At 50.7% G+C, this 23,905-nt stretch carries 18 protein-coding genes and 1 pseudogene; 5 read left to right on the top strand and 14 right to left on the bottom strand.

Annotated features, from left to right (window positions below):
• The 7 genes from O1Q74_RS10940 to folM form a co-directional block, all read right to left on the bottom strand.
• On the bottom strand, positions 1–840 hold the full coding sequence (locus O1Q74_RS10940; protein ID WP_271872989.1) for an EcsC family protein: 840 nt from the start codon (positions 838–840) through the stop codon (positions 1–3).
• Between the two features lie 46 nt (positions 841–886).
• Positions 887–2,665, bottom strand: coding sequence for a sensor domain-containing phosphodiesterase (locus O1Q74_RS10935; protein ID WP_271872987.1), 1,779 nt, complete (start codon positions 2,663–2,665; stop codon positions 887–889).
• 466 nt (positions 2,666–3,131) lie between these two features.
• The gene (locus O1Q74_RS10930; RefSeq protein WP_271872985.1) at positions 3,132–3,947 is read right to left on the bottom strand and encodes a trypsin-like serine peptidase; all 816 of its coding nucleotides are present in this window, start codon (positions 3,945–3,947) and stop codon (positions 3,132–3,134) included.
• A 340-nt stretch (positions 3,948–4,287) separates the two neighbouring features.
• Positions 4,288–4,860, bottom strand: a complete 573-nt coding sequence (gene asr / locus O1Q74_RS10925; protein ID WP_271872982.1) for an acid resistance repetitive basic protein Asr — start codon at positions 4,858–4,860, stop codon at positions 4,288–4,290.
• 177 nt (positions 4,861–5,037) lie between these two features.
• Complete coding sequence (rstB, locus tag O1Q74_RS10920; RefSeq protein WP_271872980.1) at positions 5,038–6,351, bottom strand: two-component system sensor histidine kinase RstB; 1,314 nt, start codon at positions 6,349–6,351, stop codon at positions 5,038–5,040.
• Positions 6,348–7,085 carry a two-component system response regulator RstA gene (rstA, locus tag O1Q74_RS10915; RefSeq protein ID WP_271872978.1) on the bottom strand — a complete coding sequence of 246 codons (738 nt, stop codon included), beginning with the start codon at positions 7,083–7,085 and terminating at the stop codon, positions 6,348–6,350. Before rstA ends, rstB begins: the two co-directional genes overlap by 4 nt.
• A 281-nt stretch (positions 7,086–7,366) precedes the next feature.
• Entirely contained in the window at positions 7,367–8,089 is a 723-nt protein-coding gene (gene folM, locus O1Q74_RS10910; protein WP_271872977.1) for a dihydromonapterin reductase, read from the bottom strand.
• 404 nt (positions 8,090–8,493) lie between these two features.
• Between folM and O1Q74_RS10905 the strand changes: the two are divergent.
• The 3 genes and pseudogenes from O1Q74_RS10905 to O1Q74_RS10895 all read left to right on the top strand — a co-directional run bounded on the left by O1Q74_RS10905 (position 8,494) and on the right by O1Q74_RS10895 (position 10,916).
• Positions 8,494–8,963, top strand: a pseudogene (locus O1Q74_RS10905) (hypothetical protein).
• A gap of 374 nt (positions 8,964–9,337) precedes the next feature.
• Positions 9,338–10,300 (top strand): hypothetical protein, encoded by a 963-nt coding sequence (locus tag O1Q74_RS10900; RefSeq protein ID WP_271872975.1) that lies wholly within the window; start codon positions 9,338–9,340, stop codon positions 10,298–10,300.
• A gap of 109 nt (positions 10,301–10,409) precedes the next feature.
• Positions 10,410–10,916 (top strand): hypothetical protein, encoded by a 507-nt coding sequence (locus tag O1Q74_RS10895; protein WP_271872973.1) that lies wholly within the window; start codon positions 10,410–10,412, stop codon positions 10,914–10,916.
• A gap of 336 nt (positions 10,917–11,252) precedes the next feature.
• Here the strand turns inward: O1Q74_RS10895 and dauA are convergent, their stop codons facing one another.
• The 3 genes from dauA to O1Q74_RS10880 form a co-directional block, all read right to left on the bottom strand.
• Positions 11,253–12,980, bottom strand: coding sequence for a C4-dicarboxylic acid transporter DauA (dauA, locus tag O1Q74_RS10890; protein ID WP_271872970.1), 1,728 nt, complete (start codon positions 12,978–12,980; stop codon positions 11,253–11,255).
• 163 nt (positions 12,981–13,143) lie between these two features.
• Complete coding sequence (chaA, locus tag O1Q74_RS10885) at positions 13,144–14,244, bottom strand: sodium-potassium/proton antiporter ChaA (RefSeq protein ID WP_225084834.1); 1,101 nt, start codon at positions 14,242–14,244, stop codon at positions 13,144–13,146.
• Positions 14,245–14,530: 286 nt separating this feature from the next.
• Positions 14,531–15,334 carry a siderophore-interacting protein gene (locus O1Q74_RS10880; RefSeq protein ID WP_271872967.1) on the bottom strand — a complete coding sequence of 268 codons (804 nt, stop codon included), beginning with the start codon at positions 15,332–15,334 and terminating at the stop codon, positions 14,531–14,533.
• 471 nt (positions 15,335–15,805) lie between these two features.
• Here O1Q74_RS10880 and O1Q74_RS10875 point away from each other — a divergent pair, with 471 nt between their 5' ends.
• Positions 15,806–16,492, top strand: a complete 687-nt coding sequence (locus O1Q74_RS10875; protein ID WP_271872965.1) for a gamma-glutamylcyclotransferase — start codon at positions 15,806–15,808, stop codon at positions 16,490–16,492.
• Positions 16,493–16,565: 73 nt separating this feature from the next.
• Here the strand turns inward: O1Q74_RS10875 and O1Q74_RS10870 are convergent, their stop codons facing one another.
• The 4 genes from O1Q74_RS10870 to narX form a co-directional block, all read right to left on the bottom strand.
• A complete protein-coding gene (locus O1Q74_RS10870) occupies positions 16,566–17,606 on the bottom strand; it encodes a DUF481 domain-containing protein (protein ID WP_271872963.1) in 1,041 nt (346 codons plus the stop codon).
• Between the two features lie 297 nt (positions 17,607–17,903).
• Positions 17,904–19,181: an acyltransferase family protein gene (locus O1Q74_RS10865; protein ID WP_271872961.1), complete on the bottom strand. Its 1,278-nt coding sequence runs from the start codon at positions 19,179–19,181 to the stop codon at positions 17,904–17,906.
• Positions 19,182–19,490: 309 nt separating this feature from the next.
• Positions 19,491–20,141: a two-component system response regulator NarL gene (narL, locus tag O1Q74_RS10860; protein ID WP_010276892.1), complete on the bottom strand. Its 651-nt coding sequence runs from the start codon at positions 20,139–20,141 to the stop codon at positions 19,491–19,493.
• Positions 20,134–21,942, bottom strand: coding sequence for a nitrate/nitrite two-component system sensor histidine kinase NarX (gene narX, locus O1Q74_RS10855; protein WP_271878871.1), 1,809 nt, complete (start codon positions 21,940–21,942; stop codon positions 20,134–20,136). Before narX ends, narL begins: the two co-directional genes overlap by 8 nt.
• Before the next feature lie 336 nt (positions 21,943–22,278).
• Between narX and O1Q74_RS10850 the strand changes: the two genes are divergently transcribed.
• Complete coding sequence (locus O1Q74_RS10850) at positions 22,279–23,667, top strand: NarK family nitrate/nitrite MFS transporter (RefSeq protein WP_271872949.1); 1,389 nt, start codon at positions 22,279–22,281, stop codon at positions 23,665–23,667.
• Positions 23,668–23,905: the final 238 nt, after the last annotated feature.

Below are 23,905 nucleotides of genomic sequence, written 5' to 3'. Positions count from 1 at the left end.
TCAGGTCGGCGATGGCTGCTTTTTGAGCTCAAGGTAAGCCGACCTGATCGCTTCTTCACCATAGGTCTGTTCCAGACGTTTTATGATGAAGTGGCCTGTTGCCATGTTTTGGTAGTGGTGAATAAACAGCGTATTAATAGCTGCGCCGCTCGCGGCGCCAATCACTGGAACAATCTGCGCGGCCATTTTTTCCGTCATGGTTACACCCAGTCTGGTGGCAACGGCGTCAATCAGCTTTGCCAGCGTTTTTCCTGCCTGCGAGGTACTCATGCGGGCAGAGGCTTTCCCAGCGCTTTTCTTGCCGGCAATGCCGATTAACTCACGTGTAGTGTGCCGGGTGATATCTGCCAGAACGGCGCGTGAGGTGTAATAGGCGGAATCGGCAGCGTCGTCGCTTTCTTGCGTTCCACCGAGCGCGAAAACTTCCACACAGGCGGCTTTGACGGAAAGATCGGCGAGGGAAAAACCTTCGCTGCGCGCAATATCAGCCACGGAACGCATCATGATAGTGGTACTGATAGGCAGTTCGACCAGCAAACCGGCCGCGCCAAAGAAACCGCTGACCGCGCCGGATGCGGCGACGGCCAGCTTATGTGTCTTGGGGGAAGCCACGCGAGCGGGCGCATCGTCCAGCGTATAGAGCGCGGCGTCTACCGCTTTGTATAGCGCTGAGTGAACCACATCCTGAATTTTGTTTTTCACCATGGCGGGTAACGTTGATAGGCCCCATTCAATCGGTTTTCCACCCAGATTCGCCGCCTGTATTGCAAAAGAGGGGGCTTCCAGCAGAGCCATGGCATTTCTGATAGCGAGCTCATCTTGCGACGTAAGAAGCGTCATGCGCGTTCTCCATACCGTTTGTTGAATAGCACGCCTAACGGGGATGTTATGTCGGCGTTTGTGACGAGTGCGTCGTTAACCAGACGGCGAATGCCGCTGGAGGAATGGGCCGGGAAAAATAGTAGCCCTGTACTTCATCACACCCAAAGCAGGCTAGATAGTCGAGTGTTTCTTTGTTTTCCACGCCTTCCGCCAGCACAACATAGTTCAGTTTGTGCAGCATGCTGATAATCGATTCCACAATGACGCGGCTTTTATGGTCAGTTTTGATATCTTTAATCAGCGACTTATCCAGCTTTATCACCGTAGAGGGGATATTGCGCAGATAGCTTAGGTTGCTATATCCCGTGCCAAAATCATCAAGGGCGATAGTAAAACCGAGCTGTTGCAGCGTTTGAATGGTGGCGAGTGTTTCAGTACTTTCGATGATTTTCTGCGTTTCGACACACTCGATATCAATATCCCGAGGGGTGAGGCCGAGGTTCTCCAGAATAGTGATGAGGCGGGGGATAAAGTCATTCTCAGAGAAATTTCTGGCAGACACGTTAATCGACACGGGGAAGTTAAACCCCTCCTGACGCCACTGTTTCACTTGGCATGCCGCCTCCCGGGTCACCCAATCCGTTAACGGGCGCATCAGCGTAGTGCCTTCTGCGAGCGGAATAAACTGGTCAGGATAAATTTCGCCCAATTCGGGATGATGCCAGCGAATAAGCGCTTCGGCACCGATAACGGTGTTGGTCTTGATGCTTAACTTCGGCTGGTAAACCAGATAGAGACCCGGTTTGTTGTTCTGTAACACATCGGCCAGCTCATTGAGCAAAGTAAAGGCGATCTGTTGTGCTTTATCTGCCTCGAGGTTATAGGCGAACTGGCGAATATTCTTGGTAATCGCGGTGCGCAGTGCACTCATGGATTCGCGCAGGATTCGCTGAGGATCGTTAGCCGGAATCTGGAATTCAGTATAGCCAACGAAAAACTCCAGCTTGAGCGGGATATGGCTAGCGATACTTTCATGAATCCGTTCGGCACAGGCGTCGAGCTCCGCCAGAATTTGTTCTTTTTTATCCGCCTTCACCAAAAGAGCAAAGCGGCCTACGGCTGCGCAGTAGATATTGTCTGACGCATTTAAGCTGAGACGCAGGAAGATGCCAATATCTTTCAGCAGGCCTTCTACCGTCGGCATCCCCAGCGCGCATCCCATTTCATAGGCGTAAGAAATGTCGATGGTATCAATCAGAATAAGCAGGTAGCGCTCGTGGATGTCGGTAATGTGGCTGATGTCGTCAATCAGGCGCTGGCGGTTGGGTAACAAGGTCACTGCATCAATCAACCCAATCGCGTTGCGGTATTCCATTAACACCATCGCAATGGCGGCGAGATCTTGCAGTAGCCGCAGTTGAATCTTACTGAACGTACGTGGGACATAATCGATGACGGAGAACGTGCCGATGGAGTAACCTTCTTTGGTTTTAAGCGGAACACCAGCATAAAAACGGATAAAAGGTTTTCCGATGACGTAAGGGCTGTCTTTAAAACGTTCGTCATGAATGGCATCAAGGCAAATAAAGGATTGGCCTGTTTGTACGGTAAAATGGTCGAATGAACCGATTTTATCCATATCCTCTAATGGGAAATGGTTTTTTGCTTTAATGTGCAGAGATTTAGTGCCGGTTAGTGTCACAAGTGCCGTTGGGACGTCGAGCAATTGGCAGGCCAGCTTCGTGAGTTTGTGAAGAATATCATCTTGAGAACTATCGGTTTTTTTTAATTCGTCGAGAGTCTGCATGCGTATTTTTTCGTCATGACTCAAATGTTTTAACATATAGACTCTTCCTTTTCGCAATAATAATCGCGACAACATCAATTTAGTTTAACGGCGACACAATAACATAGAGGATAAAAATTGCGGTAACTTATTATACTGCCTTTATCTTTCTGTTAAGGTTCCGGCGGTTTTTGGCCTTAGACCATGTTTTCGGTTTTCAGTGTACGGTGTTAATTTATTATTTTTTTCAATAGACTGCGATATGAAGTAAACAGTTTTTTTGATAAAATGCTTTGTAAATAAATGGGAATCTAATTATAAAAATAGCATGTTCCATAAGATAAAAATAACACCCTGATAATTGCTACTTCTCTATGGCGATAACAATGTGGATGATTAATCTATATCTCTGATAAGAATAGAATGGATTTTTTATACCATGGCGCTGGCGGAAAGTGGTTGGTGCCAGACGACCATTTGAATAATGGTTTCTGCCTGGCGGTAGTGCGTCTTTGAAGGGATGTTAGCGTTGTTTTGCCAATGTTTTTAACTGCTGGCGAATAGTGGTAACGGACACGGCACGATTATCGGCCCGACCGCGTTCATTGGCATCGGGTGCAGAGCTTTGGGTGCCAATGAGCACCCAGCTAGCGGCCGAATTCAGCATTAGGGGGGAACCGCTATCACCCGGCAGCGTATCGCACTGGTGTGCCATAACGGCGGTCTGAACCCAGCCAGTGATCACACAGTTTTGGTGGCGATACAGCGTCTCCTGATGATCTTCCGGGTAACCAGCCTGCGTGACGCGCTGACCGTTATCTTTCAACGCCTGCATCAATTCCTGACGGCTGCCTTGCCAGAGTGGAAGCGGGCGAATCCCCGGCGGCGTTTGCTTTAGCCGAATCAGGGCATAATCCAATGGTGCTGCTGAAGGTGGCACGATCCATCCTTCGCCGTCGGCTTTCAATTTTCTGGCGAGCCTTTTGTTCGCCAGCGCTTCAATTTCTGTTGTTTCGTAACGCCAGCCATTTTCTGTCGCCAGAAAGCGCAGCGCGACCGGTTTATCGATCGCGCCTTCCGGTGGCGTGACGACGCAATGCCCAGCCGTCAGCGCCAGATGGGGGGAAATCAGCGTCGCAGTGCAGAGGTTGCCGCTGGCGGTTTCCAACTGCCCAATAGCTTGCCATGGCCAGACGGTAGCATCAGGAACGGCATCACGATCATCGTGACCAAAAAATAGGATTTGCTGCCGTGCGGTAGTGTCTGTTGATGCTGACTCCGCCCAGCTTAACGGGGTCGTAAAGGATAGTGAACATAATAACCAGACTGATAGGCGCATGGAGTAAATAAGCCTTATAGTAAAAGTCAGCAGCATGAGTGAACACATTGATTTCGATATAGTGTGTTGGGTGAATTATAGATGCAAATGATTGAGATATTGCAGCATTAAAATTAAGGCGTCGCCGTGCCTATGGATAACCATCCTATGATGGGTGGCGGCTATGGGAAATGTTGCAGCCTAGAGAAAAAAACTCAGGGTGATTACGCCGCAGAGCAGAACGAGGGATAACATAATTTCAAATGAGTAACGGCGCATCATTTTCCTGTCCCCCCTATGAAATAAACACCCGGTAAACCGGGTGTTTGATAGCTGTTTTATTGCGGTCAGATCTTAGCGATTACGCAGCTGGCGTGGTGTCAACAGGTTTTGCCGTTTTCGCCTTCTTCACGTGCTTTTTGGCGGCCTGCGCTTTTTGTGCAGGTGCTGGTTTAGCCTTCTTCACATGCTTTTTGGCGGCCTGCGCTTTTTGTGCAGGTGCTGGTTTAGCCTTCTTCACATGCTTTTTGGCGGCCTGTGCTTTTTGTGCAGGTGCTGGTTTAGCCTTCTTCACATGCTTTTTGGCGGCCTGTGCTTTTTGTGCAGGTGCTGGTTTAGCCTTCTTCACATGCTTTTTGGCGGCCTGCGCTTTTTGTGCAGGTGCTGGTTTAGCCTTCTTCACATGCTTTTTGGCGGCCTGTGCTTTTTGTGCAGGTGCTGGTTTAGCCTTCTTCACATGCTTTTTGGCCGCTTGTGCTTTTTGTTCAGCGGTAGGTTTAGCTTTTTTCACCTGTTTTTTATGGTGTTCGGCTTTAGCCGGAGCAGAAGTGGTCGCCGTAGGCTGAGCGGGTGCGCTGGTGACAGTATCCGCGGCAAACGCGACAGAGGATAGACCCAGTGCCGCACCTGCGATCATAACTAATACTTTATTCATCATCATTTCCTCATTGTCTCATTCACGTTTCGTAGCCCTTGGTTGGGCCGGTGAAGAGAGAATAGGAGAAATAGAGAGTGGCTTCAGTGAGTGATTAGTTTCGGCGTGTAACCTAATGTACAAGCCAGAAAAATGAGGCAAGCAGGAGAAAATGGCGGGGTTGCCGCCGTCTCAGCGCTAGTGCTGACGGGTGATGGCAGCCTGCTCTGTCGCGATTTTTACCGGCCAACAAAAACGGAAGCGAGCGCCGCCGAGCGGGCTTTCATCCACGGTAATACTGCCGTCATAAGCCCGTGCAATAGCATGAACAATGGCCAGTCCGAGCCCACAGCCGCCGCTGCTGTTCTCGATACCGGCCTCCAGACGGATAAACGGTTCAAAAACACTTTCCCGGCTTTCGGGCGCAATACCGGGGCCGTCATCTTCGACTTGCAGACAGGCAATATACTCGGCATCGGATGTCAGGCTGATGTGTAATCGGTTATGGCAGAAGCGCAATCCGTTACCGATCAAATTATTCAGGACACGTTCCATCAGACGTAGATCGAGTGCGCCAATCTGCGCGGAATGTGGTATGTCCAACGAAATATGTTTACCTGGATGGATCAGCCGAAAATCGTCAATTTTTGCCCGCAACCACGAAGGAATATCAATATTGGCAAGATGCAGCGTCACCTGCGGGCGGTCGAGTCTGGCATACGTCAGTAGCTCGTCAATCAGCGCTTCGAGTTGACCAATATCACGGTTTAACGCCTGCTGCTCGTCTTCTGTCAGGTTGTCGCTCATGGCCAGCCGATAGCGCAGCCTGACCAGTGGCGTACGCAGTTCGTGTGCAATATTGTCAATCAACTGCTTTTTGCTGTTGATGAGCTGGTTCAGGTTATCCGCCATGCGGTTGAAGGCGATGCCAAGCCGGTACAGGCTTGAGGTGCTATCGAAGTGAATGCGTTCCTCCAGATGACCATCTCCCAGGCGCTGCGCGGCATTCTCCAGTTTTAGCATGGCCTGCCAGTGTGGGCGCATCCAGAGGAAAACCGGCAGCGCCAGCGACAGCCCGATGAGCATCACCAGTAGTAAATCCAGCAGCCGCATTTCGTGCAGGAAGAACAGGTAAGGAATAGGGCCGACGGCGAGAACGTAATGGCTGCGGGGGATGCGTTGGATAAACGTGTATTCGTCATCCAGTGCGATAATTTCCCCCTGATTCAGGCGCTGTCGATTTTTGGGGCTCAGCGCATATTTACTCACCGGTTCGATGTGCAGTTTGAACGACAGGTTTAAATCGAGTTGATTGATGGTTTTATGCCACTCGCGGGGCGGAATCGCGCGCAGCTCATTACGAATGAGATAGAGCGAGCTTTTCATTAGATCATCCATGGACTGGCGGCCGGCTCGTTCGGCTGTGACTTTATAAACCAGCCCGACCAGTAGCGTCATGACGACAAAGCAGGCGAACAGTAACAGAAAAAACTGGACGAACAGCTTTCTCATAGCGTGACGCTCTCCCACGTATTGGGGGCGAATAGGTAGCCTTTGTTGCGCACCGTTTTGATACGGAACGGCTCCAGAGGATTGTCATATAATTTTTTACGCAGGCGGGAAATTGCGACATCAATACTGCGATCCATACCATCGTAGGTGACGCCGCGCAGGTTTTTCAGCAGCGCATCCCGATCCATGATGTGGCCTGCGTGGGTCGCCAGTTGCCAGAGCAGATCGAAATCCGCAGTGGATAACACGATGTGCTCTTGCCCTAATGTCACTTCACGATTGACGGGATCGATGCAGAGCAGGCCGAAGTGCAGGGATTTATGCACCTGCAATGCGGCAGGCGCGGCTGTTTCTGCCACGGCTTGGGGCGCGGTGGCATATTGCCGCAAATGCAGGCGCAGGCGAGCGAGTAAAACGGCAGGTGGTGTGGTTTTCAGAATGTAATCATCGGCACCCATTTCCAGTGCCAGAATATGGTTCATATCACTGTCCAGCGACGTCAACAACACAATCGGGCCGCTGTACTGTGGCCGCAATTCCCGGCAGATGGTCATACCATCTTTGCCGGGCAGCATGATGTCTAACAGCACAAGGTCGGGCTGCTGCTGTTCAATAAAGGCCAATGCTTGATCGCCGCGAGCTTCAACCTGAACATCAATGTCATGCTTGCCGAGGTAGGCTGCGATCAATTTCCCCACCTCGGTATCATCTTCTATAAAAACAATCTTATGCATGGTATCTACGTCATCCCCATCTCATTCCTGATAGCATAGCCTGATGACAGGCGATAAACGAGAAATGAAGCGTAAATTGGTATTAAGTATTTGTTTATTAGACAAAATTAGATAAGTTTCGGTGCATGCTTTTGTCGGTGATATCGTACCGGATTCTCGTTGTTTACCGAGAACGATCACGCCACCATTATCGATGACTTCACTGGGAATCGCACTGAAAATGAAACCGATTGAGCAGATAAATATCTGGATGCAGGAAGCCTTACTGATCGGATAGGTATTTAACGCAAAGCCCGCCCACCATCAACACCCAGCGTTTTCCCGGTGACGTAGTTGCTGCTGAAAAGATAATCCACGAGTCGGACAATTTCCTCTTCGCCGGGGGCGATTTTCATCAGAGACTTGTCCAGCGCCTGTTGACGATAGGAGTCGTCATCCTGTTCATTAAACAGGATTAGACCCGGAGCGATCGCGTTGACTTTCACCTCAGGCGACAATTTGCGGGCAAACGAACGCGTCATGTTATCCAGCGCCGCTTTACTGGCGGCATAGGCAATGTGTTTGTCGCTGCCTTTTTCTACCACGTAATCCGTTAGATGGATGATATCCGCGCCAGCAACACCTTGCCCACGCAGGCAAGATTCCAGTAACTGGTTGAGCAAGTAGGGCGTATAGACATGAATTTGCAGCATATCGGCCAGCGTTTGTTCTGGCGGTGTGGTGGGGCTTTCTGGCTCCCAGCGGCTGGCATTGTGAATAATGGCGCGCAGCCGTGGCGTGAATGATTTGATCTGCTCAGCAAACGCATAGATGTTTTTCGTGGTAGAGAAATCAGCGGTCAGACAAACTGCGCCGTCTTGCTGTAGAGCTTCCAGTTCGGTATAAGGCGTGCGATAGCTGATGACGACCGGAATAGACTGAGCGAGAAACGAACGCGCCAGTGCCAGCCCGATACGACGTGCGCCGCCGGTAATTAACACGGGAGCAGAAGAAAAAGTTGTCACAATGAGGTCTCCTTAACACGTTAGTCAAAAGGGGGGCGAAGCGTGACAATATACCTGAATTAACCACTATACTCGTCATACTTCAAGTTGCATGTACGTTGGCTGCGTTCAAATTCTCGGCCCGTTGTGGGCCTCGCCCTGGCGGGCCGCTGCAAGCAGCGTTCAAATCTGCTCCTGGCATATTTGCCAACCTAATCAATTGCTTATGTAATCTCATCGAGATTCCTTCTCTAGTCGCGTTACAAGGCTTATAAATAAGCCTCGCCCTGGCGGGCCAACGCTCCGCGTTGTTCAAACGTTAACGTTTGTCCTGAAACTTGAATTATTTAGAGTATATCACTTACGGTTTTATACCCGTCAGGGTAGTGCGCAGCAAAACACTGGCGAAGAGGAGAGGAGGGAATATGGAAAAGTCCCCTGAGTCTACAAGTTCCGGTGAGCAACTCTGTCTGGACTATACGGATTATTTGGCGGCGCTGTGTAAGAAACGCTGGCGCTTCATGGATGCGATGTACGGCGTGATGCCGATTTTTGGCATGGTGATCAAGACGGCTCGGCAGAGTGCGCCGAAAGAGCGGCTGAAGGGACTGGCGCTACAGGTGCTGCTTACGCAGGTGAGTGACGGAACCAACATTATCAGGCTGATTACGCTGGCACGCCAGCAAGGCTTGAATGTGTTGATATCCAACTGCCTTATTCGTTGACGAACGAGCAACTGAGCACCATTAGCCGCGAATGTGACGCGGCACTGGATTTAACGCTGCGGGACGACCGTCCGTCCGATTTCTCTCAGAAAAAAACAAGGAATAAATACAAACAACACAAAGGATTTTATAACGCCATTCACTTTTATGCGTTAATGACAAGGTGGTGAACGTGTTTAATTGCTAATTAAATCGGGATTTAAAGGGAGCATTGAGATGTACCCTCTTGTGAGGAGAATTATTCTCATGATCATTAAAAGGATTAATCAATCAGATCGAATAAAAAATTTGTGAATGTTTTTCTCTGTGCTATTTATTTAATGCTGATATTTAGAATCTATCTCTTGGTTTTTTATTTTTTTTCGTTTTAAATCCTAAAAGTGTTCGATGGTGTGACGTATAGCGTATGTGGATAGGCGTATTCTCGCTGCTGGTACCATATGGCTTATACCAATCGCCTCTATCCTGATAGACTCTGGTATATCAGATATAAAACGATGAAGTTATCCTGTAAACATTCACCTCTATGAATAGGAATATATCCATGACTCTCAGTAATGAAGCAAGAGATATTATTGAATTATCTTCTCGGCAGTTTTCCTATGCAATCACAAAATCTCATGTGAGATTAAATCGCAGTCTATTATCTGGACGTCAAATTTTTCTAAAGGATGAGGCTGAACCTGCTGGTACTCCCTCAACAGAAAGTTTAAATGATATTCTTAACAATGCGGTAAAAATACCGAGTACGACATCTGTTGTCACGGTGCCGGAAAACAAAATAGACAATACCATGCTCCAAATGTTGAGCCAGGTTAGGACGTTAGAGTCTTATATTTCTACATTGGCGGCGTATTGTATTTATAATGAAAAACCAGGAGGGTATGATATTACCGATCCTAAGCAAGCGGCCCTATTTACTCAATCTATGGCAAAATGGCGGAGCTATGTCATATCGGGGGGCGCTGTCAAAGCCATGGCATCCTATTTGCCCGTTTCTAGCGTTGTGAGCCAAAGTTTTCAGAAGCAAGTCACCAGTGCTGAGCTACATCTTGAATTTTTGACACAGTTATTCGGCGGATTTGGCCTGCCAGACAGAGCAATGAAAGAGTTGGATAGTATTTTAACGGGTGTGGTCAATCAGTTAAAATCAGTGAATTTTTCGTTTGAAAGCGAATCGTCTTCTGTCGATCACTTCCTGACTTATTACTATTTTGACACTGTGGCAGGAACGGGAGGCAGTTCGGGAATCCCTGCGATGTATGATTGTAAGGTGAGAACGATGTATCTGCATATTGACCAACGATCGTGGAAAGTCTCTATTGGGAAATCATCCGTTAGCAAGTTTGCATTTAATATGAACTATTTTGATATGGATACGATAATGGGGAATGTAGCTAATGATATGCAAGCAATTAACTCGGCAATAAAACAATTGACGGGGAAGACGGACGTTGAAATTAGTGCGCTCATGTCGCCAAAGGCAATTAAAGCCGATCCGAAATAATAAAATTTCTTCGTGAAGGGCAGAAAGGTTAGAGTAGTTAAAATCGACATGATTAATCATTGCTCACTATTTGAGCGAATTATTTACGAGTCTATTTTTCGAGGTGAATATGACGACATTGATTTTTATCGGCGACGTTCACAATGAGGATGGTTGCATCTCTCAAGGTGCTGAATCCCTGTTTAAAAAAACTGGCTTCGATATAAAAAAAGATAAGTATGTCTTGTTACTTGAAGTTGTGCCTGATGAGGATAATGACGGTCTTATTTCTAAAATTGAATATGATGGAGAGTTAACCGTTATTCTGGAAGATAAGCCTAATGGTAAGGATAAAGATATATTAAAGCAACTCATGGTAGATAGTGATAATAATGTATATGGTTTCGATAACGATAAGAAGACGTATGGACCGGAACGACAACTATTACAAAGGAAAACTATCCAGAATTATGTTAGGAAACACAAAGATACGAAAAATATGCCTTTTTATATTATTGTCGTTGGTGCGGCACATCTTGAGCCCAATGCGACCGTTCCTGGTTGGATTGTACTACAGGATAATTCGGGTAATTTTTATGGAGAAAACGCACTGATAGTTGAAAATATTCCGGATTAAAGGCGATTGAGCCTAATCTCATGGCCCATGATAAGTACTAGCATACTTAGTATCTGTTTGTAGGGTGAGTAGGCGATACAGGGCAGACGTTTTGCTGCCCTGTGTCCACTTTAGACGTAACCTAGGGAAATGTAGATATACCCGTCATACTTCACGCTGCATGTGTGGTGGCTGCGTCTAGGCGACCAAATCACTGACTTGAGCCAGTTTATTGGCATGCTTTCCCTTGCCGCCCTGGCGTGCCAACGCGTTGCGTTGTTCAAAACGATAACGTTTTGTCCTGCAACTCGAATTATTTAAGGTATAGAATGCATCAGGTGAATATCATAACCGGATTTAATCACGATATTGCAATTGAACACTCTTGTTTATTTCCCTCGTTGCCTCAATCGCCTGCGCTAATGAACCGTAGAAGCTGAGCCGTCCTTCAATCGGATGAACTTTTGCCCGCGCCAGCGTTTTTAACGGCTGGAAGGGAATGTCGGTGATGATGAGTTGCTTGCCTTCTGGCAATGTGTCGCTAAAGCGCAGGAAGGCATTAAGTCCGCCCGCATCCAGCACTGGCACCGCATCCCACTGCAAGATGATATTTTGATAGCCTTCGCTGCGCACGGTCAGATCGTTGAAGATGCGCTCTGCCGCGGCGAAAAACAGCGGGCCGTTAACGCGCAGGACCAGATGGTCCGGTATTTTGGTGTCCGGCAGTTCGCTCAGGCGAGTCATCTGCGCGATGCGCCGCATGAAGAGCAGGGACGCCAGCACGATGCCGACCGTAATGGCGATCACCATGTCAAACAGTACGGTCAACGACATGCAAAGCAGCATCACAATGATGTCGTCTTTCGGACCGTGACACAGTAAATCTACCACCTTATGTGCTTCGCTCATGTTCCAGGCGACAATCAGCAGCAGCGACGCCATTGCCGCCAGCGGCAGATAAGACAGCCACGGCGCAAGGATCAGCAGCGCCAATAGCACCAACAGTGCGTGAACCACGGCGGAAATCGGCGAGTTTGCGCCTGCGCGTACGTTGGCGGCGGAGCGGGCAATTGCGGCGGTTGCGGTAATACCGCCAAAGAACGGAGCGATAATGTTACCGAAGCCTTGTCCCATCAACTCCGCGTTAGAATGGTGTTTTTTGCCCGTCATCCCATCCAGTACGACCGCACACAGTAGCGACTCAATCGCGCCCAGCATCGCCATAGAGAATGCAGCAGGCAACAGAGCGGAAATACTTTGCCAATCCAGCGTCATCGTCTTTCCATCTGGTGACGGAATATCCCACGGCAGAATGAGTTGCGGCAGGATGGGCGGGATGCCTTGCCCTTGCGAACCATCCGCCAGCATATAGCTGAACCGGGAACCGATGGTGGCCACATTTTCACCGAGCAGCGACATGATTCCCATCACCGCGACGCCTGCCAGCAGTGCGGGTAAATGGCCGGGCAGGCGAATACCGAGTCTGGGCCAGACGATGAGAACCAGCAGCGTCGTGGCTCCAATCAGCGTATCCGCAAGGTGCAGGGTAGGCAGCGATTGTGCCAGCGCCGCCACTTTTTCGACGTAATGTTCGGGCACCACGGCCATCTGCAAGCCGAAGAAATCCTTGATTTGCATGGTACCGATGGTGATGGCGATCCCGGAGGTAAACCCCAGCGTCACGGAAAGCGGAATGTATTCAATCAGGCGGCCGAAGCGACAGATCCCCATCAGCAGCAGAAACACGCCGGAAAGCAAAGTAGCAATCAGCAGGCCGGAGAGTCCGAACTGTTGCGACACCGGGTACAAAATAACGACAAAGGCGGCTGTCGGGCCTGACACGCTGTAGCGCGAACCGCCGCTGAGGGCGATAACGATCCCGGCAATCGCCGAGGTATAGAGCCCGTACTGTGGAGGAACGCCGCTGGCGATGGCCAGAGCCATCGCCAGGGGAATGGCGATGATACCGACGGTAACGCCAGCGATAATGTCATGGGTAAAACGTTGCAGCGTATATTTTTCGCGCCAGCACGCGTCAATCAGCGCGCTGAACGGCCTGATGCCGTTAATTCCGTGCGTTTTCATCTAAGCAGAAACCAAAGTAAGGAAGTAAATCAACATGGCGGGCCTGCCGGTCCGTCGACGACAGCCTTACGATACGCCGGACGCGCTCAGAAGATCCAGATATACATCAAGAGAAGTGCAGTCTTGCGGAGCCGACGCGGCGAAAACCGCGTCGGCAGAGGGGTTACAGCGTGATGGTGATCAGATAGGCGGCAAAGAGCGCCAGATGCGCACTACCGCTTAATACGTTGGTTCTGCCGGTGGAGAACGTAATGTGGCACAGCACCAGCACCGACAGCATCACCACGATGTGCGGCATATCCAGACCGAAGTTCAGCGTGCGGCCAGTGATCATGGCGATGATCGTAACGGTAGGAACCGTCAGTGAAATGGTTGCCAGCACGGAACCGAAAAACAGGTTCATAGCACGCTGCACCTGATTTTTCAGGACGGCGCGGATCGCTCCCAGCCCTTCAGGCGAGAGGATTAACAGCGCAACCAGGAAGCCGGTAAACTGCGTCGGTGCGTTCATTTCGGTCAGCAGCGTTTCCAGCGGCATGGAGTTCATCTTGGTTACCGCGATAACGGCAATCAGGTGAATCAGAAGCCAGCCAGTGTGCCACAGCGAACTGTGAGCAGACGGTTTACCGTGATGAGGATCGTCGCCGTCGCCTTCGTCTTCGTGCTCATACACAAACAGGCTTTGGTGCGTACGCGTTTGGATTAACAGAAACACCCCGTACATCGCTGCGGAAATCGCAGCAATAATCAGCGACTGCGATACGCTGAAATTGCCATCGGGCAAGGCGCTGGGGAAAACCAGCACAATCACCGCCAATGGGAAGATCGCCATCAGGTACTGCTTGATGCCGCTGAGGTTAACATACTGCGTCGCGAATTTGCGGCCGCCGAGCAAGAGGGCGAAACCGACCAGGCCGCCGGTGACAATCACGATAATCGAATAGAGGGTGTCACGCATCAGGTCCGGGCCCGCGTCACCGGTTGCCATCAGCGCTGAAATCAGGCTGACCTCCAGAATGACGACGGACAGGCTGAGGATTAACGACCCGTAGGGTTCACCCAGACGGTGTGCGAGCACGTCGGCGTGACGTACCACGCTGAACGCGCTGAAAAGTATGCCGGCTAATGCGAGGGCGTTAATACCGAGAATGGCGATAAAATCTTGTGAACTGCCCCACATGTAGAGCACGGCCAGCGCAATAACGGGAAAAATGAGGGAATATTCATGATGGCGAGTTTTGACCACCTCAGCATGAGACTTCATTGCGGGAGTTCTCCTTATCCAGAGGAATGATGCGGCAAAATATCCCCGTCATACGTTAAGTTAGCCTATCGGCCACCCGAATGGTTCCGGAGATAAAACGACAATAAACAGCAAAAGGTGACTAAAAAGTAGTTATAACGTAATAAAACGAACAAGATAATAACAGATTGTCGACGCGATGCGGGGAGTTTTACGGATTTTTACGCTTTGAGGTAAAATTTCAATGAGAAGGGAGAATTCAGGTATCTTCTCCCTATCATGATAATATCAAATATATTTTTTATGGTTATTCGTCAGGATTATCCATAATATCATGGCGTTTATGATGATAATCCTCTTCATTTAACCCCTCTCGCCAATAAGGCACGGCATACATCTGATTTCGTTCACACCCGCGTTCGCGACGTACATGACGACGAAGCTGAACCACGATGCGATCCTCACCTGCTAACCAATAAAACGCATCCTCAACGGCAGGAAGCGCCTGAAAATGCTGCAACAGCGCGTCGGTTGCCTCTGTTCCACCGACGATCCAGTGCAGTTGAAGCTGTGAGGGTTTAGCAATAGCGAGTTTATCCGCCTCGCTGTCGACACGGATTACAGCATGTCCCTGAGCGTCGTCAGGCAGATTCTCTAACAGTGCCATGAGCGCGGGGAGCGAAGACGGGTCAGCAGCCAGATAATAAGCGGCCGCTGGCGGCAGCATGGGGAGCGGGCCACCGGGTTGCGAAATACCAATCCAGTCACCGGGTTTGGCCTGACGGGCAAACGTGACGGCAGGTCCGGCGTGTTCATGCAGTGCGAAAACCATATCCAGTTCCGCCTCTTCCGGTCGTAGTGCACGGACGCTATAGGTGCGAACGATAGGGCGGGCTTCGCCTTCTGGCCAGACTGGGCCGCGTTCGCCGATGGCAGGCAGAACCGGTTTTTGCTGTCCTGCCTGTGGCAGAAAGAGTTTGATGTGCGCGCCATATCGCTCGACTGGGTAATCGCGCAACGCGTCATGATGGAAAGTCATGCAACGCAAATGAGGGGAAATATCGTGGATCTGTTTAACCTGAACTAAAACAGGCTGACGCGGCGTTGCCATTCAGTGTCTCCGTGGGTAGTCGATGCCAAAATAGAGAAGATAATAACACGAGATGATAATTGTTATCATTTGATGTCTGTCCGTTATTATTCCTATCGCCGTCGATATTCTGTCGGCGCTTTTGTATTAGCGGTAAACGCACGATTCTCGGCAGGCTGCTGACGTCAAAAAAATGAGGTTTGTATCAGGAAAGCGTCAAGTCTCGCGGCGAGTTGCCGATGAATTGATATACCGCCTGTCTGAAACGCGAATGATTTAGAGGACAAAGGCGGAATCTTGCGTGAGTGAAACATTATCACGAACTTTTTTAGTTTTTGTGACCACTATCAAACTTGATCGCAAAGCCATAAATGAATAACCTCAAGATTGATGGTGTTGTAAAATTAAGCAGATGAAGCAGTTAGGTTTTTAAACGCAGGGCGAGAGCCGATCTGACGAGCAGGAAAAGAGTAAGGTTGGGGGTGGTAAGTAGTGTTAACACGCGATTTTTTGCAGAAAGCAGATTGTAGAACGTCTTTTGGTTGTATTGAAGAAACCTTACTGCTCACGCCGCAACAGCGGGCTGATTCGTTGGACAGGATGCTGGCACTGCGGCCCAATAGCTGTCCGGTCTGGGTATTTGGCTACGGTTCGCTGATGTGGAACCCAGTTTTTGACGCCGAAGAAACCTGTCTGGCTACGCTGACAGGGTGGCAGCGTGCCTTTTGCCTGCGTCTCACTATCGGTCGCGGCACGGTAACCCAGCCGGGGCGGATGCTGGCGTTGCAGCCCGGTGGACAAACGACAGGTCTGGCTTTCCGTTTACCGGAAGCGTCTCTGCGTGAAGATCTGGAGCTGCTCTGGAAGCGCGAAATGCTGACGGGCTGCTACCGTCCGCTCTGGTGTGAACTGCAGCGGAAAAACGGCACACCGCTGACGGCGCTGGTGTTTGTGTCCGAACCGGAACATCCTCTTAATGAAAATGATACCTGTATTCAGAGCGTTGCCCCGCTGATTGCCCGTGCGAGCGGGCCGCTTGGCACCAATGCGCAATATCTGTTCGCGTTGGAGCAAGAGCTGAAAAATCACGGGACGGAAGATGCAAGCGTGAGTGAACTGGCCCAGCGGGTGCGTGTTCTGCAACAGTCGTGTTCTGCGGCGGCGGGGAGCGGACAATAGCGGTGTGACGAGCGTGAGTGTTGAGGTGAACGACGATGTTGCCGTTCACCTTGAGACGTATGAAGCGACCGAATTACCAGCCGACGCCAACACCCATGGTGTATAGCGTGTCGTCAACATCTCCCTGATTACTTTCGATACGGGTACGTGACACTTTCATTGTCATAGAAGACCAGTCGGTCAGCTTGAAGCGCAGGCCAGCATCCGCTTTCAGGTAGATTGGCGCAGTGCCGTCAAACGAGCGCCCCAATTCACCGTTGGTGAAAGCTTCGACCGATTTGCTGAACAGGTAACGGTTATACGCCCACTTTATACCACCTGAGTAGAAGTCATCCTCACCTGTATCGCGATACACGAAGGTTTGGGAGTTGACCAGTGAGGTCAGAGAGAACGCGCCTAAATCGTTATCCCAGAACTGATAACCGGGACCAAGACCGAAGGAACGGTTGATTTTAATGCTTTCGATCCAGTCGCGTTTGTACTGATAACGACCCTGCCAGAACCAGTTCTCATCCACGAACTTATCCAGCGCATATTCGCCAGCCGCATTCTTGGTGCTCTCGACTTTATCCTCTTTTGCCAAATGGTAACTGGCATCAAGGTTGTGTCGCCACGTATCGTGACGCGCTTTGGTATTCAGCGTCACATCGTAGTTATCCGTTTCTGTCGAACTCTTCTTGTGCGACATACCGGCGTCAATGTTGCCTTTCCAGGCGAAATCGGTCACCAGTGGCTTCTGTGCGACGATGGACGTGATCTCGGAAAGCGGCAATGTTTGCGGACCCGCGGCTTCGTTAGCCAGCGACGGGTTCGCGACGATGGCGCGGTTTTCGCCCGCTTTGATCGTCGGATACAGAACGCCTTTCTCGTAGCGTTCGCCTTGAATCACCAGACCATGGTCGGATTCAAAGGTTTTCACCTTGTCCCAGGCTACAGAAATAGAGCCGGCATAGTCGGTGTTGATAAAGAGTTTACCGCCGTCAAGCAGCGTGATTTTCCCTGTGAGCTTGTCGCCGTTGTTCAGCCAAATGGTGTCAGCGCGGCTCTGTGTAATGCCAGCAGAGAGGGCGATGACCAGGCTGAGGGAAGAGATTGCGTGTTTGGATAGTGTCATTATTGCCAAGTAAACAGTGGTGACAGGTATTGAGATGTCCGTCAAAGACGTACAGCCGTTGATAACGAACCGGTTTAGCCCGGAACGGCAAACATTAACAGGAATCGAGGTGATGCTCTACCCGAAAACGGTAATTGATTAGAATGTAAATAGTTATAAAAGTTGCTATTGATGATTAACGGCTATAACGCGACGGTTGTCACATTTTGGAGCCAACCGAAAGGAGCGCCGTCATGCGGGAGAGGCTTCTCTGGCTCAGATGGTTTCAGGCCAGAGAAGCGTGGGCGAGAACGGATGCTACGCAGTACGTTGCGTGCGTGATGTGCTGTTGTTGCTCAGGAAGCGCGAGGTCAGGAACGTCCTCACGCGCAGCACGATCCGTTCCTGGAAGAGCACACAGAGCGTCACGGTGGTGAGCAGGAAAATGATATAGCCCGTCATGGAGAGCTGCACCTGGCCTGCGGCGGCAATGCACTGATCCCAGTCGCTGAAGCAGGCCATCGGGTTACCACGCACCAGCTGTTCCAGCGTACGGAACAGATTGAAGAGCGGAACGTGCAGCGCAAAGATCGAGAGTGATGCCGCACCCAGGCGCGGTGACCAATGTCGCAGCCACTCGCTATTAGGTTCACGCGCCAGCGCGCTGAGGCAGACCAAACCGACCTGAGCTGGCAGGAGCAAACCGTTATGCAGCAGGAAATACCAATAGGCTTCGCCTTTTGTGAACAGCCAGGTAGCGACAAGAAAATTCACACTGATAAAGAGGGCGAGTGCAGAGCGCTGGCCTTTGGTCAGCGGTAAGCGATCTTTCTGACGATAATGACGGAACAGCGCATACCCCAAAATGCCGGCCAGAAATTCCGGCAGACGGAAGATCGGTCCGCGCTGCAATAAGCCGGTGTACGGCATGCCAAACTGCTGTTGCCAGATCACCCAAATCGGCGGCAGCAGATACAGCAGGCAGACGATCCCCATCCACAGCCATGGATGGCGGCTGTTCAGCAGGCGCGGGGCCAGCAGCGGGAAGGTCAGATAGAAAAAGAACAGGGTAGAAAGTGACCATAACGGGGCATTGAAGGTCAGGAAGTAAGGATTCCATGCCTGCAACATCAGTACCTGCAATATCCCGTTGAACGCCAACTGCGCATTCGTCATGTAATGGCGCAGCGTTTCGGGGTCGGCCGCGGGGTCGTTGGTGTCATAAATGACAAAACGCGCACTGGCGACTTGCCCTTCCGGTGGCACGGCTAGCCACTGCATGAGCGTGACAACAGCAATAGAAGACAGCAGGGCAATGATATGAATGGGATAAAGATTAAAGAAGCGTTTGGCCCAGAACTGACGAACGGGTTCACGCAAACGTCCGTCCTTAATGTAGACGTGCGCGAGTAAAAAACCAGACAGAACAAAGAATGTGCTGGTTGCGAAGAACCCCATGCTGGTGAGCTCGCTTAAGAAAGGAATGCGCTCACGCTGGGGGTAAATGTGCACCGTGTGATAAATCATCACATAGCAACCGAGCAAAAATCGTAACCACTCCAGGCCGATAAACCGCTCCTTACTGACCTTCTTCATGTTGTTCCTCAACGTTAAACTCGGTGTAAAAGCCGAAAAATGCGATTACAAACTAGTTTAGACGAGAGCAACGTCACATTAATTAGGATAATGGCTATAAATGCCGGTGCTGTTTAGCAACCGTTTAGGTTTTTGCGGGGCATTGGTGGTATTTCCACCCATTGTTTTTATCAACAACAGTTTTTACCAACGACGGTTTCTTATCCGCTGTGGCGGCATCCTCGCTTACGCGAGGATAATCTCGGACGGTAGGGCGCCAGAGCGCCTTATCCGTACCGCTGACAATAGCTGTTTTTTGTGACGATTTGATTAAATCACTTTTTCTTGTAATACCCAGACTGCCGCTTCAACCCGCGATTTTAGCTTCATTTTTTTCAACAGGTGCTTGACGTGAACCTTAACGGTGCTTTCTGTGATCGTGAGTTTGCGGGCAATGACTTTATTGGACAACCCCTGGGCCAGCAGTTTTAGGATATCGCGTTCACGCGGGGTGAGCTGCTGAATATCCCGATCGCTGCTGTGACGGCTTTCGCGCAGGCTGGCGGCCAGGATCGGCGTCAGCGTTTCACTCAGCACCATTTTCCCTGACGCCGCCTGATGCAGCGCAGCCAGTAAATCTTCCGGCTCCATATCTTTTAGCAGGTAACCATCGGCACCATTTTTTAAGGCGTTAACAACATCATCTTCGTGGTTAGATACGCTAAAGACGACAATACGGCCAGACAGCGATTTTTCCCGCAGACGATTTAACGTTTCCAGGCCATTCATGCCAGGCATATTCAAATCGAGCAGAATCAAATCCGGGTCCAGTTGCTCCGCGAGTTCGACACCCTGTTCGCCGTGACTGGCTTCACCGGCCACCTGTAATTCTGGATCCATACTGATGAGTTGCTTAACCCCATTGCGCAACATGGGATGGTCATCAATCAGCAGTAGGGTGGCGGCATCTTCGTTAATCATGAGTTTCTCCTGTTAATGGCAGCCGGTGATGGTGTTCGGAGAGGAAGCTGACGTTCACTTCAGTGCCCCCCGACGGCCGGCGTCGAACAATGCATTCGCCGTGCAAACCCCGTGCACGGTCGCGCATGATAATAAGTCCATAGTGGTTGGCGCGACTGGCATCATCAGGAATACCGATACCATTGTCGGCCACGCTGAGTTCAATGTAGCCCTGACGTAGTTGCAGCGTAATATCGACCTGTGTGGCCTGCGCGTGTTTATAAATATTGCTCAGTGCTTCACGCACAATTTGCAGAACGTGAATACCCTGATGCGCGGAGACCGACTGCGGTGGCAGACGGTAGTGGAGTTCGATGGGGTACCCAAGCCGCTTGCTAAATTCATCGACTGACGCCCGCAGCGCGGCAAGTAGGCCGGATTCCGACAGCTTTAACCGGAAGGTGGTCAGCAGTTCGCGCAGTTGGCGATAGGCGGTGTTCAACTCTTCCCGCATTTCCGTCAGCAGCTGTTGTGAGACGAGGGGCAAATCACCGCCCTGCATTTGCAGGCAGCTCACCTGAATTTTCAGGCAGGAAAGGGACTGGGCGATCGAGTCGTGCAGCTCGCGGGCAATCGTGGCGCGTTCTTCCATCAACATCAACTGCTGTTGATGGTTGGATTGACGCTCCAGCGCCAGCGTGCTGGTCAACTGTTCCAACAAGGTATTCAGCAGTTGATTCTGATCTCGGCTGAGCGCGGTATTGCCCGGCAGCGTGGCCAACACGACGCCGTACTGCCCGTGTTTATCGTGCAGATCCCAACAGTGAGGCTCGCCCGGCAGATCTTTCCGTTTCCCCTGCATGCCGCAACTTTGGCAACTGCTGTCCGGGCAGTGCTCCGGCTGCGGCGGGCTGTCATCGCTAAATTGATGAAATTGCTCCTGATTGTTGTCTTCATACAGCCGAAGTTGAATATTGCGTAGCGGCGTCAATGTGGGGAGTTCGTTCAGGATTGGCATCAACCGACTGCACAACGGCGCGCCGGTATGCAGGCGTCGGCTGGCGCGATAAAGGAAAGAGAGCAGATCATTTTTCTGTTGCAGGTCGGCGGTTTTCTCGGCCACGCGTTGCTCCAGACTGTGATACATGGCGGAAAGTTCGTCCGACATGCTGTTCAGCACCTGTCCCAACGTACTCATTTCATCATGACCGTTAATGGTGACACGCTGGGTGAAATCGCCGTGACCGATAGCCTGCGCCATTGACACCAGACGTTGCCACGGTGTTAGCAGGCGACGACGCAGATAAAAGAACGTGGTAACTAGCAGAATAAACATGATGCCGATGAAGATGCGTTGCACCAGCGTGACCATCATCAATCGCTGTTCGGTTTTATGATCGATGGCAGAAACCAGATCGTCCAGTTGCTTCACGAAGCGGGCGACATCCGCTGAAGCGTCAGAAGCCTGTGTGGCCTGCCGCAAATGCGGTTGCAGATTTTCCAGCCAGAAAATGCGCAGCGCGGTGAATTGTTCGCTGAGCCCTTCCCGACGTACCGCCTGTTGCAGGTCGCTGCTGACTTCGTCTTCTTCCAGTTCTTGCAGGTAAATTTCATTCTCGGCGGAGAGCGGCACCATCGAGAGCAGACGGTAACTTTGCATGCGCAGCGAGCCTGCTTTATTAATGGCGTGCGCGTTGCCCTGAATGCTTTGCGACATCCAACTGGAAATCGACATACCTGCAATACCCAGCAAACCGAGTAGCAGCATCAATAGCGCGACCTGATTGACGAGCGACAGCGGCAGCAGGAAACGTTTCAACATAATACAGCGACCTCTGCTGGAGGAGTAGAAAACCAGTACCGGGAAGGATAATCCTTTTGGCATTTTTCCCGATCCTACATGATAACCCCATACCCACTAGTGAGTACCACCGAATATCCGTGCCGTGAAAGGGGGTATGACAGTAAGAAAAAAGAGAGATATAACAGATTGAATTGTCGTTGCTTATTTTTCTATTTTTATTACTCATTAAGGAGTGTGGCTGTTTTTACACGGTTTTTTTACCTGACAGCGTGTTGATTTGCATCAACTTTACCTGCGGTGTAATCCCTAATGTTGCGCCTTAATTCTACCGCGTTTTTATTTATCGAGGTTTTTATGACGCAGCCTTCATCACCCGAAAAAGTATCGCAAAGCACGCTGATCAGGGAATGGAATCCTGAAGAGACAAAATTCTGGCAATCTGGCGGCCAACGGATAGCACAGCGTAACCTTTGGATCTCTGTTCCCTGTCTGCTGTTGTCGTTTTGTGTCTGGATGATATTCAGCACCGTGGCCGTTAACCTAAACAAGGTCGGATTTCGTTTTACCACAGACCAACTCTTTTTACTGACCGCGCTGCCTTCCGTCTCCGGCGCGCTGTTGCGTGTTCCTTACTCCTTCGTTATCCCGCTGGTTGGCGGCCGCCGTTGGACGACGCTGAGTACCTTCATTCTGGTTATCCCGTGTATCTGGCTCGGGTTTGCCGTACAGGATCCGCACACGCCTTACCGCATTTTCGTGACGATTTCTCTGCTGTGCGGCTTCGCAGGGGCGAATTTCGCGTCCAGCATGGCTAACATCAGTTTCTTCTTTCCCAAATCACGTCAGGGCAGTGCGTTAGGTATTAACGGCGGATTGGGCAACCTCGGCGTGAGCGTGATGCAACTGCTGGTGCCCGTGGTGATTTTCCTGCCGATTCTGGGATTCTCCGGCAATGGTGTTGTTCAGCCAGATGGCCATCAGATTTGGCTGCACCATGCAGCCTGGATGTGGGTACCGTTTTTGGTGATTGCTGCAACTGCTGCCTGGTTTGGCATGAACGATCTTCCTGCGCCTAATGCGTCAATACGCAAGCAGTTGCCGGTTCTGAAGCAAATGCATCTGTGGGTGCTCAGTTTCCTGTATCTGTCCACGTTTGGCTCATTTATCGGCTTTTCGGCGGGCTTCGGCATGCTGGCCAGAACGCAGTTTCCCGATATCGTAATTCTGTACTACGCGTTCTTTGGGCCACTGCTGGGGGCGCTGGCGCGTCCGGTTGGCGGAATGTTGTCCGACCGCTTTGGTGGGGTGAAGGTGACGTTGATTAACTTCATCCTGATGGTGATTTTCTCGGTGCTGTTATTTCAGTCTCTGCCTGGTGCGAACTCTGCCGGTTCATTCGGCATGTTCTTTGGTATTTTCATGATGTTGTTCCTGACGGCCGGTCTGGGTAGCGGGTCCACATTCCAGATGATCGCCGTGATTTTCCGTAAATTAACGGCAGATCGTGTGAAAACACAGGGTGGAAGTGATGCGGATGCGCAGCGTGCGGCCGCCACGGATACCGCAGCAGCGCTGGGCTTTATCTCAGCCATTGGCGCTATCGGCGGCTTCTTCATTCCTCAGGCCTTCGGGATGTCGCTTGAGTTAACGGGTTCACCCACCGGTGCGATGAAGGTGTTTGTGGTGTGCTACGTGGTGTGCGTATTGGTGACCTGGCTGTTCTACGCCAGAAAGAAAAGTTAATAATCTGAAATGCCAGAATGTATTTTGCTTGTGTTTTCTCTGGCGTAAAAAATTGTGCTGAGGTGGGCGTGGCTGCCGGGTGAGCCGCATGGAGGCGGCGAGAACTAGTGCCGCGTCGGACAAAAACGTCAGAGACGTTTTTGAACAGCACTTGTGCTGACCCGAAGGGCGAGCTCCATTTATGGAGCGAGTAAACGCGTCACTAGTGGCCCGAATAGCAGTCACGAACGCCGAAGGT

The sequence above is a fragment of the Pectobacterium sp. A5351 genome (assembly GCF_028335745.1).
In the GTDB taxonomy this organism is placed as follows: domain Bacteria; phylum Pseudomonadota; class Gammaproteobacteria; order Enterobacterales; family Enterobacteriaceae; genus Pectobacterium.
The sequence above is the reverse complement of the archived record's forward strand: the minus strand, read 5'-3'. Positions and strand labels throughout refer to the sequence as shown.

What these genes read in the sequence shown, in the direction of transcription:
- O1Q74_RS10940 (WP_271872989.1), bottom strand. Translation starts at nt 840, where the DNA reads ATGACGCTTCTTACGTCGCAAGATGAGCTCGCTATCAGAAATGCCATG.
- O1Q74_RS10935 (WP_271872987.1), bottom strand. Translation starts at nt 2,665, where the DNA reads ATGTTAAAACATTTGAGTCATGACGAAAAAATACGCATGCAGACTCTC.
- O1Q74_RS10930 (WP_271872985.1), bottom strand. Translation starts at nt 3,947, where the DNA reads ATGCGCCTATCAGTCTGGTTATTATGTTCACTATCCTTTACGACCCCG.
- asr (WP_271872982.1), bottom strand. Translation starts at nt 4,860, where the DNA reads ATGAATAAAGTATTAGTTATGATCGCAGGTGCGGCACTGGGTCTATCC.
- rstB (WP_271872980.1), bottom strand. Translation starts at nt 6,351, where the DNA reads ATGAGAAAGCTGTTCGTCCAGTTTTTTCTGTTACTGTTCGCCTGCTTT.
- rstA (WP_271872978.1), bottom strand. Translation starts at nt 7,085, where the DNA reads ATGCATAAGATTGTTTTTATAGAAGATGATACCGAGGTGGGGAAATTG.
- O1Q74_RS10900 (WP_271872975.1), top strand. Translation starts at nt 9,338, where the DNA reads ATGACTCTCAGTAATGAAGCAAGAGATATTATTGAATTATCTTCTCGG.
- O1Q74_RS10895 (WP_271872973.1), top strand. Translation starts at nt 10,410, where the DNA reads ATGACGACATTGATTTTTATCGGCGACGTTCACAATGAGGATGGTTGC.
- dauA (WP_271872970.1), bottom strand. Translation starts at nt 12,980, where the DNA reads ATGAAAACGCACGGAATTAACGGCATCAGGCCGTTCAGCGCGCTGATT.
- chaA (WP_225084834.1), bottom strand. Translation starts at nt 14,244, where the DNA reads ATGAAGTCTCATGCTGAGGTGGTCAAAACTCGCCATCATGAATATTCC.
- O1Q74_RS10880 (WP_271872967.1), bottom strand. Translation starts at nt 15,334, where the DNA reads ATGGCAACGCCGCGTCAGCCTGTTTTAGTTCAGGTTAAACAGATCCAC.
- O1Q74_RS10870 (WP_271872963.1), bottom strand. Translation starts at nt 17,606, where the DNA reads ATGACACTATCCAAACACGCAATCTCTTCCCTCAGCCTGGTCATCGCC.
- O1Q74_RS10865 (WP_271872961.1), bottom strand. Translation starts at nt 19,181, where the DNA reads ATGAAGAAGGTCAGTAAGGAGCGGTTTATCGGCCTGGAGTGGTTACGA.
- narL (WP_010276892.1), bottom strand. Translation starts at nt 20,141, where the DNA reads ATGATTAACGAAGATGCCGCCACCCTACTGCTGATTGATGACCATCCC.
- narX (WP_271878871.1), bottom strand. Translation starts at nt 21,942, where the DNA reads ATGTTGAAACGTTTCCTGCTGCCGCTGTCGCTCGTCAATCAGGTCGCG.
- O1Q74_RS10850 (WP_271872949.1), top strand. Translation starts at nt 22,279, where the DNA reads ATGACGCAGCCTTCATCACCCGAAAAAGTATCGCAAAGCACGCTGATC.